Source organism: Bradyrhizobium sp. USDA 3650 (genome assembly GCF_054057395.1).
The window spans coordinates 5,447,179-5,459,481 of the sequence record NZ_JBSRZG010000001.1; the positions used below are offsets into that span (position 1 = coordinate 5,447,179).

Sequence of the window (12,303 nt, forward strand, 5' to 3'; positions counted from 1 at the left end):
CTGGCTCGCACTATTGGCTGAGCCGATTGTGCCGCTTGTGTCGACGGCCATACAAAAGCATGCGGCGGCCGGGAAAGTTGCCGACGCCGACTGTGACAGTCTCTTTAGCCGCTTATGAGCCCGGCCCGCAAGGCGCAATACCGGCGCCGCTGGCGCTGAAATAGCGCAGGCCGGGCTGATAACCGGCGGCGGTCATGTCGTTGTCAACTCAGCGATTAAGGGGCCGATTGCGGCTGAACAGCAGATAGATCGCGCGAGGGTTGGTGGTCAAATAACGCCAGAACAGGCGGCGCGGCTCGAGCAAGGTGCGCCAGGCCCATTCCAGGCCGATTTTCTGCATCCATCGCGGCGCGCGGGCGCGGCTTCCCGACAAGAAGTTGAACAGGCCGCCGGATGTCTTGATGACGCCGACATTGGTGAGATGCGGCGTGAATTCCTCGACGAAGGCCTGCTCGTTTGGCACGCCCAGCGCAACCCAGAGATAATCCGGCGCCAGCGCGTTGATCTCGTCGACCTTCGCGCGCAGTGCATCGCCACGGAGATACCCGTGGCTGTAGCCGACGATCTTGAGGTTTGGATACATCTTCCGGACGTTCGCGACCGCCGCGGCGTTCTCGTCCTCGCTCGCGCCGAACATGTAAAAGGTGCGGCCGACCGCTTCGGCCTTGCGCGCGACGACGTGAAACAGATCCGTCGTGGCGACGCGCTCGGGCAGCGGAAACCAGGATTGCAGCCTGGACGCGGCCACCAGCGGCTGGCCATCGGCGTTGATGAGGTCGGCGCCGCGGAACAGGCGCTCGGTCTCCGGTTCGGTCGAGCACCGCGCCAGCACCTCGCCATTGGCCGAGGTCAGGTGCAGCGGACGGCCGATGCGATGGCGCGGATCGGTCGCCTCGATCATGAAATCTGCGGTCGCTTCCAGGTCGAGCGCGGCCATGCGAAGGCCGCCGATGGTGATCCGCGGCACGTCGGCGGTTGCGGCCCGGCCATCGAGATTGATGCGGCGCTCAAGCATATTGTCTGCCTCGTTGGCGAGCTTGGGCCATAGGGGTGAGTTCGTCGAGCACGACGCCGACGAGCTTGCGCTCGGCGCGGCCGAGCGTGCTCAATATCTCTTCCAGGCCGTCGTTGATGTCGAGGCTGGTCGGCAGCACCGCCACCAGGGCGTCGGCATCATCGAGCAGCTTACGGCTGCTGGCCGTGAGTGGCGCCGCGGGGCCGTCGAGGATCACGAGGTCATAGCCGCCGGCGGAGCGCGCCTGCGCGATCGCCTTGCGGATGGCGTCAGCGGCCTTGGTTGCGTCGCCTTCGACGGCCGGCAATACCGAGATGCCGTTGAGTGTCTTGATCTCGCGTGCGGCCTTGCTGCCGATCGAAAGCCATCCGACCTTGCTCGGCTCGCTCTTGCCGGGACGGTTGACCTTGTTCGAGAGCGAGTGCGCCTGATGGTCGGCATCGATCATCAGCACCCGGGCGCCGTCGCGCGCGGCCGCGAGCGCGAAATTCAGCGCCGTCACGCTGCGCCCGGTGGTCTCGCTGGCACCGACGAGCGCGATAACAGGCATTGTCTTTCCGCCGGCGCGCCGGGCCGCCGTAGCGCGCATGTCGCGCCAGGCGTTGAGCAGCGTCGTCAGTGGAAAGCCGGGGCGCAGCGTCGGCCAGCCCAGCCGGGTGAGGTCGATGCCGCCGCCGGTGGCGAGAATGGCACCGAGCGTGTGGATGACGTCGGCCTCCTGTAGGCGCGCGATCAGCGGCTTTTCGATCAGGGGCTTCTCGACCATCGAAGGTTGCAGCGGCGGGGCGACGAGTTCCGGCAGTGCCTCCGCGGCTTCCGGGGCTCGCGAGACCGGCTGGGGCCGGGCAGCCTCCGGCGCCCGCGAAGGCTCTGGAGCTCGCGGAGCTTGCGGCAACGGAGTTCGATTGGGACGGGCCGGCGCCGGCACGGACGCACCGGCGAACAGCAGTTCGGCCGCGACGAACCAGCTTGATGCAGCGATTGCGCCGAAGATGAAACCGATCATGGCGAACAGGCTCATCGCCGGCGGGAACGAGCGCCGCTGCGGCACCGTCGCTTCGCCGATGATGCGGGCCGCCGAGGTGTTCAGCGTCTCCTGCTCCTCGGTCTCGCGCGAGCGCTTGAGGAAGGATTGATAGACGTCACGGCTGGCATCGGCCTCCCGCTCGAGCTCGCGCAGGCGCACGGCGGCCTGGCTGAGCTGGACGCTTTGCCGCTTCTGCGCCTCCAGCGCCCGGCTGAGCGAGGCTTCGAAGTCGCGGGCGCGTGTCAGATCGTTCTTGGCGGACTGGGCGAAGCGGTCGATCTCTTCGTTGATGGTGCGCTTGAGATCTTCGACCTGCTTCTCGGTCTGGCGCAGCGCCGGATGACGCGGGCCGAGCTCGCCGGCTTGCTCCGCATATTTCTTGCGCGCATCGGCATATTGCGCGCGCAGGTTCGCGATGGTCGGCGATTGCAGTGCCTCGGAGTTTGCGCCTGCATCTGCCGTGGTGCGTCGGCTCGCCTCGATCTGGTCGAGGCGCGCCTGCGCGTCCATCGTCGCAGCGCGGGCGGCGGAAAGCCGCTGGTTGCTGGCGGAAAGCTGCTGGTCGCTGATCAGCGCATCCTGGGTGCCGACAAAATTGTTCTGGGCCTTGTAGGTCGCAAGCACGGTCTCGGCGTTGCGCAGCCGCTCGCGCAGCTCCTTCAGGCGGCCGGAGAGATCGTTGGTGGCGCGCCGCGCGGCGGACGCCTGCGAGTTGCGGGATTCCGCGAGGTAGGCGCTGGTCAGCGTGTTGGCGAGCATCGCCGCTTTCGCCGGATCGGTCGACCAGACCTCGATGTCGACAATGAAGCTCTTTTCGGTCTTGCGGATCGTGATGTGCCGGTTCAGCGCCTCGAGGGCGGCGAGCTGCACCTCCTTTTTCTCCGTGGCGGAGGGCGCGTGGGGCTGAAGGCCGATCAGGCCGAGCAGCGACGACATCACGCCTTTGCCATCTGCCCCGCCGAATTCGGGGTCCTTGTCCAGATCAGCCTGCTGGATCACCTGGAGCAGCACGCTGTTGGAGGTGATCAGGCGCGCCTGGCTCTCGACCACCATCGACATGCCGGAGACGTCCTGCGCGCGAGGCGTTAGCTCGCGATCGACGAGCTGAAGCTCGCGCGGGTCGACATAGAGCTGGGCGGTGGCGGTGTAGCGGGGCGCCAAGCTCTTGCCCACGGTGACGGCAAGCGTCGCACCGAGCAGCGCGGCAACGGCAATCGCGACCTTCCGCCGCCAGAGCAGATTGACCAGCTCCAGCACGTTGAAGCCGGCCTGAGGCCGTTGCTGCGGAGCCTCCGGTCTGGCTCGGTCTATCGGCTGGTTGTAGTCAAGCATGATCCCCAGCTTTCATTCCAAGTGCCGCGTGCTGAGGGGGTACTCTTCGCTCTACGCCACGCACCTCAGATATAGGTGCCCACTCAACGCAACAGGGAAAATTAACCATACTCATTGAGGGACTATTCACCGAAATGGCAAACAAAGCGTTTAAGCGCATGCCACTCTTCGACGCGTCGTCGTGACGCGTGCGATGGCGCGGTCCTTCAGAGATTAACGGTTCGTTACCGCGTGCGTCGTGGCCGCGAGGGTTCGCTGGTCTTGCCATCGGCCGCGCGCGCACCATGGCCGTCAGCTTTTCCGCAGGATGACGTGATAATCGCCGCGGCGGACGTCGGTCCCGCGCGGGAGCACGGCGTTGAGCACGGCGGCGCCGGCGTCGACCAGGGCTGCGAACAGCGGCTTGCGCCGGCGCATCTCGGGATAGCGCGGGCTCTCGACCTCACGGCGGTAGATCATCTCGAGGCCATTGGCGGCGGCGAACGCTTCGAGCGCCGGCAACGACACCAGGGGATGGAAGAAGGTCGGGAACGGCGGCTCGCCCGGCAAGCCGGCATCCTTGATGCCTCGAATATGCCGGTAGAACCAGACGTGGAACCAGTGCGGCGAGTATTTGGTGACGACTCCGGACAGCGAACGCGGATTTGGCGCGCCGATCAGGATCATCCCGCCGCGCTTGAGCGCGTCGCGGAAATTCAAGAGTGCGGCGTCGACATTGGGAAGATGTTCGATCACGTTGTAGCAGATCACCAGATCGAAGGTCCCGCGCCCGAAGCGGTAGGTCTGGACGTCGCCGAGGATCGCTTCGTCCGCGTAGCTGTTGTTGCGAACCTGGTCCTCGTCGATGTCGACGACGGTGACCTTGCTGCGGCTCAGCAACTCTGGTGGCAGTACGCTGCACGAGCCGCCGCCGGCTTCATAGGTGGCGAGCTGGCCCTGCGGCAGTTCGCGGCGCAGCACGTGGTGAACGGCGAGCAGGCTGTCGCGGGCTTCACCGGGGACGAGATCGTGCAGCGCCTGAGTGTGGGTGATGGCTGCGGGAATTTGGACCGCCGTGGCTGTCGCGAAATCGATCGTGGCTGGCTTGTTCATATTTTTTCTGACCGCGCTTGTTCGACTTAAATTTACAGGAAAAATCTCGTCTACCCGTAGAGCAAATCCGATGCCGCGCCGCTTCACCCGTCGCGGTACTTACGATCGGGTTAATGACCATGTGCGTTAACTACGGTATCGTCCGCGCCAGCCACCGTCGGCACGGTGGACCGCGAATTGCAGTATCACGCGCGCAAGGCTTCGCAGCAGAAACACCCGAAAGCAGTTAAGTGCATGGATGGCGGTAAATCGGCGGCGCCGTCGCGAGGCTCGAACCGGCCGTTCATTTTGGGACGCATCTGTCCCGCGGCGATGTGCCGTCGCGGGAAGGCGCTGATCCCCGGGATCGACGCAGGGCTTTTTCAATCTATCTCGGACATCTAGGACGTCATGACATTGATCCCGACAGACCTGTCCGCCACGCGTATCTCGGATGCCGTGCGCGATCCCAACCGGGAGATCGCGGCCAGCTCCCGGATCATCGACCTGTCGGTTGGTGTCGTCGTCTGCATCCCCTGCTTCCGCCGCCCGCAGCATCTGCGGTTGACGCTGGACTCGCTCGCGAGCCAGCGCACCCCGCGCTCCTTCGCCGTCGTCATGGTCGAGAACGATGCGGTGCGGCGCGAAAGCGCGCCGGTGGCCGCGGAATATCTCGCCGATGGCAGGCTTCAAGGTGTCTGCCTGGTCGAGAAACGGCAAGGCAACGTCCAGGCGATCAACGCCGCGTTCGAGACGGCGCTGGCGCTATTCCCCGCCGCGACCCGGTTCCTGATGATCGACGACGACGAGATCGCCTCGCCCGATTGGCTCGAGCTGATGGTCCGCACCGCAGAGGCGACCGGCGCCGATCTGGTCGGCGGGCCGGTGCTGCCGGTCTTCGAGGACCGCAGCATGCCCTGGCTTTCGCGCCACCCCGTTTTCTGTCCCGCCTACGATTACAGCGGCGCGGTGCCCCTGATCTACGGCTGCGGCAATTGCCTGATCACGCGTGCGGCGTTCGAGAGGTTCGCCCGGCCCGCCTTTGACCCGCGCTTCAACTTCCTCGGGGGCGGCGACTGCGACTTCTTCGTGCGCTGCCGCGATGCCGGCATGACGTTCCACTGGACGGCGGAGGCTGTCATCACCGAGACGGTGCCGCAAAGCCGCACCAGTTTCGGCTGGATCGTGAAGCGAGGCCTGCGCATCGGCGCGATCAATTATCGTGTGCAGGCCAAGGCCGCGCAGGGCGCTGCGGCGCGCGTGTGGGTTTTTGGGCAGATGCTCGGGAGGTTGCCGTTGTCGCTGGTGCGCGCGGCCGCTTTGCTGAAATCGTCGAAGGCCGTCGTCGCGATGCATCCCGTGATGGTCGCGCTCGGCTCGGTGCTCGCCGCGTTCGGCATCGAGCCGAAGCCCTACGAGGCCTCGAAGATCGTGTCCTGACGCCGAGGCGGCGGGCTAAATACCAAAGCAGGCGAGGGCGACCCTGACCGCGGAGCGTGGCAGCGACTTAGGCGAGCGGCGCCCGATCATCCCGAGATAGGCGAAGGCCTGGCGATATCTGCCGAAGCGGACCGCCTGCATCGCCGAATACGTGACGAGATGAACCTCGGCGGCCTGGCGCAGCCCGGCTGCCATGCCTGCGGGCAGTCGTGCCATGATCAGCCCGTCGTCGAACACCCGCGCGATCGCCGGAAAGAAATCCTGCGGTGTCCGCACCGCCGCGTTCATGGTGTTGGCCGTGTGCAGGCGGTAGTCGAGCAGCAGGTTGGGCGCAAATTCGAATTCGCCGATCGCGGCAAGGCGGCACCAGCAGTGCCAGTCCTCGCAATATCTGAGCGAGACGTCGAACCCGCCGATGGCGCGGAAAGCCTCCGCACGCGCCAGCGCAATGCCGCCATTGACGATGAAGTTGCCGGCCGCGAGCCGCGCCAGCACGTCGCCGGACGGCTTGCGGCGCCCTTTCAGCAGATCCCGACGGCCGATCTGGCGTCCCTCGCTGTCGATCGTGTTGTAGTCGCCGTAGACGAGAACCGCTCGCGGGGCACCCCGCGCAGCCGCCAGCAGCGCCGCGACCGCGCCGGGCCGCAGGCGATCGTCGGCATCGAGGAATAGCAGCCATTGGCCGCTCGCATGGTGTGCGCCGAGATTGCGCGCTGCCGATACGCCAGCGGCGCCGTTGGTCATCAGGCGCAGTCGAGGGTCACGAATGGCGCGGACGATGGCGGTGGTGTCGTCGGTCGAGCCGTCGTCCACGACGATCACTTCGCTGACCTCGGCCTGCGCCAGTGCGCTGGCGAGGGTTTCGCCGACATAGGCCGCAACATTCTTGGCCGGAATGACGACGGACACCGACGTGGTCGAGCCGACCTGCAGCGGGACGCGCGCCGCCGGAACGACGCGCGATGTCGCCGGCAATTCGAGAATGTCTTCCGCGGTGATCAAGATACGGCTCGCCTTTAACGGTCTGTTAACCAGGGCGCATCTGCGAGTTGGCAATGCGATCGATCGCAACCTTGGCCGTCGCGAATGATACTCGCATTGGGAAAAAAACGTCGCCACGAAGGCTGCCGCAGCGTTGGTTTCGTCAATTAGCGTTAAGCCGCCGGCATTAAGCCTGTGGCAAATTTGGAAGAGTGCGACAGCCGGTCCCATGCGAGAATGTCGCCAGACCGCCGCGGATGGACCTCAGTGCCCGCAAAGACATTCGACTACGATCCCGACGACATGGTCCTCAACCTGTTCTACGAGGACAAGGATGATCGCTGGTTTCCCGGCGACCGGCATCTGCGCCGCGTGGCGCGTCGCATGCTGCTCGGCGAGCCGCGCATGAGCGGGCAGCTCCGCGTGTTCCTCAATCTCTGTGCGGGGCTCGATCGGCTCGGTATCCGCTATCGCGTCAACGACTACAGCTACATCGCGCGGCATCCGGACGAACTCGCCTGCATCATCGGCCGCACCTTCCTGCTCGACAAATTCGCCTGGAAAAATCCGATCCTGCTCGGCGTCGCCGCCCACAATCATCCACTCGACGATCCCGACCTGTTCAAGCGCCTGCCGGTTAAGAAGGTCGTGGTGCCCGGCCCGTGGTACGCCGACATGTATCGGCCGCATTGGCCCGACACGGAGGCCTGGCCGATCGGCATCGACACGGATCTGTGGGCACCGTCACCGACGTCGCAAAAGAGCGTCGACGTCCTGATCTACGATAAGGTGCACTGGGACCGCGATCGCTACGCGGCGGAGCTGATCGAACCCGTCCGCGCCCGGCTCAGGAGGGAAGGCCGCTCGTTCACGGAACTGCGTTACGGCAGCTACAAGGAAGAAGACTATCGGGCCGCGCTCGCGCAATCTCGTGCGATGATCTTCCTGTGCCAGAACGAGAGCCAGGGCATTGCCTACCAGCAGGCATTGTCTTGCGGCGTGCCGGTGCTCGCCTGGGATCCCGGCGGCCCTTGGCGGGACCCCGATTATTATCCGCATCGCGTCCAGTTCGCGCCGGTGTCGTCGGTGCCGTACTGGGACGATCGTTGCGGCGCCAAGTTCGTCGACATCGCAGGGTTCGAGGCGGGGTGGGATGAGTTCTGGGCCGGGTGCGCCGCCAATACGTTCGATCCGCGCGGTTTCGTGCTCGACAATCTCACGCTGGAACAGCGTGCCCTGCAATATTACGAGATCGCGCGGAGCATCGTGCGGCAGCAGGCGCCGCAGAGCCCCGGCGGACTGGTTGACGGATGCTTAACAGGGATCGGCTAGGACTTGGAGCTTCCCCCGGCTTCACCACCAGCCTCGAGCCATGGATCGCAGCGCCACTGACATGACCGACGTCGAGGCCCGATCGTTCGGCGACGTCCTGCGCGACGGGCTTGCGGGGGTCAACGCCGTGCGGGCGGCGCGCTGCCTCGTCGCGGTCGCAGCGCTGCTCCTCGTGCTGGTGACACTCGATCCGTTTCCGGACCTGCGCAGCGGGGATGTCGCCACCGTGGTCGGCGGACGATTGGCGCTCACCTATGTCTCCTGGGGTCTGCTGGCCGCGGTCGCAGTCCTGTTGGTCGCCGCAACGGATGCGCCCGCGCTGAAGACCCTGGTGACGCCGCTGCATCTCTGCCTGGTCGCGCTGGCTGTTGATCAACATCGTCTTCTCCGAGAATCGCGGAATCTCGATGCAGCGCTTCGTGCTCGCAGCCAGCGTGATGTCGCTCGCGGTGCTGTTGCCGTTGTTGCCGCCGACGCAGCGCAGCTTCGACCTGTGTCTCGGCGGCGCCGCGCTCGTATTGCTCGCACTCTGCTATCTCGGCGTCTTCGTGGCGCCGCAATACTCGATGCACACCGCACTCGACGTCACCGAGCCGCAGTTGGCCGGCGACTGGCGCGGCAGCTTTGGTCACAAGAACGTCGCTTCGCCGGTGATGACCATTCTGGTCTATGTCGGCATTTACCTGTCCGCCGTCGGTTCGTTCGTGATGGGGCCGGCCATCGCCGCGCTGGCCGGACTCTTCCTGATCTTCACCGGCGGCAAGACGTCGTCGGTGCTGTGTCTTGCGATCTACGCGCTCGCCTCGCTGGTCTGCGTCACGCCGAGCCTGTGGCTGAGGCGGATCATCTGCTTCGTGCCGCTGATCGTGATGAACCTGTTGACGGTCGGCAGCGTCCTGAGCCCGGCGCTCGGGGCGATGACGCGGCTGCTCCCGCTCGATCCCACCTTCACCGGCCGTTCCGCCATCTGGGAGTTCGCGCTCGCAGCCGTCGCCGAGAAGCCGATCATCGGTCACGGCTACGCCGCGTTCTGGGACGACGTAACCGCGCGGCAGACCGTCCAGGGCGCCGAATGGGCGACGAGCGCGGCGCACAGCCACAACAGCTATCTCGACCTCGCGGTCACCATCGGCCTGCCGGGGCTGTTGCTGGTGATCCTCGTCTTCGTGCTCGCGCCGCTCGGCAATTTCCAGACCGCCCGAACTCACAACCGCAGCGGTGCGTTGGCTAAGCTGTTCCTGACCGTGTGGCTGTTCGGCCTGTACTACGGGGCCACCGAGACCTTCCTGCTCGAACGGCAGAATCCGATCTGGTTCATGTTCGCTGTTGCCGTGGCCGGCCTGCACTTCCTGGCCAGGTTCCAATGCGTTGCGGAAACGGAACCGGACGACTTGTCGCAGCCGGTGCCGCCGAAGTGGCATCGGCTTAACGATAAGCAATGAGGTCACTTGTGGCCGCGACAAAACATAATCTATCTGGAAACACCCAGTAATCGCATGTCCCGCGGATGACGATCCTCAGCGTCGAGCAACCAGATGGTCTTGTGTCCAGCACGTCCGGAATCGCGGTCGATTTCGTGCGTGACTGGCAGCGGGCCGCATCCCGCCTGAACGCAGGCCATCGCACTGCATTCCAGCATGGATACTGGCTCGGCGCCTGGTATGAGGCGTTCCACGATTTCCCGCCGCTGATTGCATTGATCTCCGATGCCACGACGGGCAGGGACATCGCAATGGTGCCGATGATCAGCCATCTCAGGCGCGGCATCCGCATCGTCGAATTCGCCGATTTCGGCGTCTCCGACAACAACGCGCCGATCCTTGCGCTAGATGCCGCGTTGGACGCCGCGGCGACGGAGGCGATCGGCATGGCGCTGATCGACGCATTGCGCGCATTGCCGGATCGCTTCGATCTACTGCGCCTGAGGAAGATGCCGGCCCAGATCGGCGGCAGGCCGAACCCGCTGGTGGCGCTCGGCCGGATCGGATCCTGCTCGCTCAACGGCAACGTCGTGCTGACCGGCGACGACTATGAAGCTTACCAGGCCTCGATCAAGCGCATGCAGATGCCGCGCTGCTGGCGCGTCTTCAGCCGTCACGACGGCGCGCGATTCGAGATCGCTACCGATGTCGCGCGTGCGCGCGAGCTCCTGGACGTGATGGATGCCCAGCAGCAGGCGCGCATGCGAAAGCTGGGTTCGCGCTTCGTCCTCAACGACGAAACCCATGCGCAGTTCTATCGCGAGGTCGCCCGTCAAGGCGTCGCGGACGGTTACGCCGTCATCTCGGCGCTGGTGTGTGACGAGGCCGTCGTCGCCACCACACTCGGCGTCAGGTTCGGTGCGACCTATTTCCTGCTGCGCATCAGCCACGCCGGCGATTCCTGGTCGAGCTGCTCGCCGGGGCTGCTCGTGACCGAGCGCACCATGGCGGCGCTGCATGCAGATGGCGTGCGCCGTTTCGACCTCAGCATCGGCAACCAGGATTACAAGCGCCGCTTCGGCGCCGAACCGGTGCCGCTGACCGATGTCAGCGTCGCGCTGTCCTGGCGCGGAATGTCCTTCGCGTGGCGTGACCATGCCGCGCAGGGCCTGCGCCGTTATCCCCGGCTCGCCGCCTTTGCGGCGAAGGCGATTGGCAAGGGGACGCGCTGACGGGCGCTCCCCTCGCATCAGACGTGCAGCTCAGCCGTGTAGCTTAACCGTGCAGCTTCCTGGCGGTCTCCGCGATCTGGCGGCCCTGATAGCGCGCACCTGCAAGCTCGTTGGCGCTGGGCTGGCGGCTGCCGTCACCGCCGGTGATCGTGGCGGCGCCGTAAGGTGCGCCACCGGTGATCTCGTCGAGCTTCATCTGGCCGGCAAAGCCGTAGTTCAGGCCGACCACGACCATGCCGAAATGCAAGAGGTTGGTGATAATCGAGAACAGCGTCGTCTCCTGGCCGCCATGCTGGGTCGCGGTCGCCGTGAAGGCGCCGCCGACCTTGCCGTGCAGCGCGCCCTTGGCCCAGAGACCGCCGGCCTGGTCGAGGAAGTTCGCCATCTGCGAGGCCATGCGGCCGAAGCGGGTGCCGGTGCCGACGATGATTGCGTCGTAGTTTGCGAGATCCTCGATCGTCGCGACGGGGGCGGCCTGGTCGAGCTTGTAATAGGACGCCTTGGCGACCTCGGTCGGCACCAGTTCGGGCACGCGCTTGATGTCGACGGTGGCACCGGCTTCGCGCGCACCTTCGGCAACAGCATTGGCCATCGTCTCGACGTGGCCATAGGCGGAATAATAAAGGACGAGAACTTTGGTCATGATGGTCTCCGTTGGATGCAGATTTGATGAGTTGGTGCCGGGGGGCGTCATGCCGGGGCAAGCCGCGGCCATGACGGATGCGTTGCTAGGCCGCGTCGACGAGCACGATCTCGGAATCTTCCAGTGCCGTGATCTTCAGCCTGTCCTCGTCGCGGATCGCAGCGCCGTCGCGGGCGTTGACGCGCACGCCGTTGATCTCGACTGACCCCGCCGCGGGCACCAGATAGAGGTGCCGTGACTTGTCCGGCGCGTACTCCGCGCTCTCGCCCGCCTTCAGCGTGGTAGCGAGCACCCGCGCATCGGCGCGGATCGGCAGCGCGTCCGTATCATTCTCGAAGCCGCTCGCGATGGTGACGAGCTTGCCGGAGCGGTCTCCTTTCGGAAACGGCTTCGAGCCCCAGGTCGGCTGTCCCCCGCGCGCGGTCGGCTCGATCCAGATCTGGAAGATGCGTGCCTTGGTCGGCTCGAGATTGTACTCGGAGTGGCGGATGCCGCTGCCGGCGCTCATCACCTGCACGTCGCCCGCTTCGGTGCGTCCCTCGTTGCCGAGGCTGTCCTGATGGGTAATCGCGCCCTCGCGCACATAGGTGATGATTTCCATGTTGGCGTGGGGATGGGCGGGAAAGCCGGTGTTGGGTGCGATCTCGTCGTCGTTCCATACCCGCAGCGCACCGTGACCCATGTTGTCGGGGTCATAATGGCTTGCGAAGGAGAAATGATGCTTGGCGTTGAGCCAGCCGTGATCGGCGCCGCCGAGCTTTGCGAAAGGTCTGAGTTCGATCATCTGCGTGATTCCTTATGTTTGGACG

9 protein-coding genes and 1 pseudogene are annotated in these 12,303 nt (G+C 65.3%); 4 read left to right on the top strand and 6 right to left on the bottom strand.

All coding sequences use genetic code 11. The features are described 5' to 3' along the window. Positions 1-208: 208 nt before the first annotated feature. The 3 genes from ACVIN2_RS25485 to ACVIN2_RS25495 form a co-directional block, all read right to left on the bottom strand. Positions 209-1,015: a WecB/TagA/CpsF family glycosyltransferase gene (locus ACVIN2_RS25485; RefSeq protein WP_456767668.1), complete on the bottom strand. Its 807-nt coding sequence runs from the start codon at positions 1,013-1,015 to the stop codon at positions 209-211. Continuing rightward, positions 1,008-3,374 carry an exopolysaccharide transport family protein gene (locus tag ACVIN2_RS25490; RefSeq protein WP_456767669.1) on the bottom strand — a complete coding sequence of 789 codons (2,367 nt, stop codon included), beginning with the start codon at positions 3,372-3,374 and terminating at the stop codon, positions 1,008-1,010. Before ACVIN2_RS25490 ends, ACVIN2_RS25485 begins: the two co-directional genes overlap by 8 nt. Positions 3,375-3,665: 291 nt before the next feature. Then, on the bottom strand, positions 3,666-4,466 hold the full coding sequence (locus ACVIN2_RS25495) for a class I SAM-dependent methyltransferase (RefSeq protein WP_456767670.1): 801 nt from the start codon (positions 4,464-4,466) through the stop codon (positions 3,666-3,668). Between the two features lie 390 nt (positions 4,467-4,856). Here ACVIN2_RS25495 and ACVIN2_RS25500 point away from each other — a divergent pair, with 390 nt between their 5' ends. Then, entirely contained in the window at positions 4,857-5,885 is a 1,029-nt protein-coding gene (locus ACVIN2_RS25500; protein ID WP_456767671.1) for a glycosyltransferase family 2 protein, read from the top strand. Between the two features lie 15 nt (positions 5,886-5,900). Here ACVIN2_RS25500 and ACVIN2_RS25505 read toward each other — a convergent pair whose 3' ends face one another. Further along, a complete protein-coding gene (locus ACVIN2_RS25505; protein WP_456767672.1) occupies positions 5,901-6,887 on the bottom strand; it encodes a glycosyltransferase in 987 nt (328 codons plus the stop codon). A gap of 246 nt (positions 6,888-7,133) precedes the next feature. On the opposite strand from ACVIN2_RS25505, the gene ACVIN2_RS25510 reads away from it, so the two are divergent. From ACVIN2_RS25510 to ACVIN2_RS25520, 3 genes and pseudogenes are all read left to right on the top strand, one after another. Further along, a complete protein-coding gene (locus ACVIN2_RS25510) occupies positions 7,134-8,198 on the top strand; it encodes a glycosyltransferase (protein WP_456767673.1) in 1,065 nt (354 codons plus the stop codon). 40 nt (positions 8,199-8,238) lie between these two features. After that, positions 8,239-9,640, top strand: a pseudogene (locus ACVIN2_RS25515) (O-antigen ligase family protein). A 65-nt stretch (positions 9,641-9,705) separates the two neighbouring features. Continuing rightward, entirely contained in the window at positions 9,706-10,851 is a 1,146-nt protein-coding gene (locus ACVIN2_RS25520) for a GNAT family N-acetyltransferase (RefSeq protein ID WP_456767674.1), read from the top strand. Positions 10,852-10,894: 43 nt separating this feature from the next. Here the strand turns inward: ACVIN2_RS25520 and wrbA are convergent, their stop codons facing one another. Together wrbA and ACVIN2_RS25530 are read right to left on the bottom strand one after the other, a co-directional pair. Then, positions 10,895-11,494: an NAD(P)H:quinone oxidoreductase gene (gene wrbA / locus ACVIN2_RS25525; protein WP_456767675.1), complete on the bottom strand. Its 600-nt coding sequence runs from the start codon at positions 11,492-11,494 to the stop codon at positions 10,895-10,897. An 85-nt stretch (positions 11,495-11,579) separates the two neighbouring features. Next, complete coding sequence (locus ACVIN2_RS25530) at positions 11,580-12,278, bottom strand: pirin family protein (RefSeq protein ID WP_456767676.1); 699 nt, start codon at positions 12,276-12,278, stop codon at positions 11,580-11,582. Between the last annotated feature and the right edge of the window lie 25 nt (positions 12,279-12,303).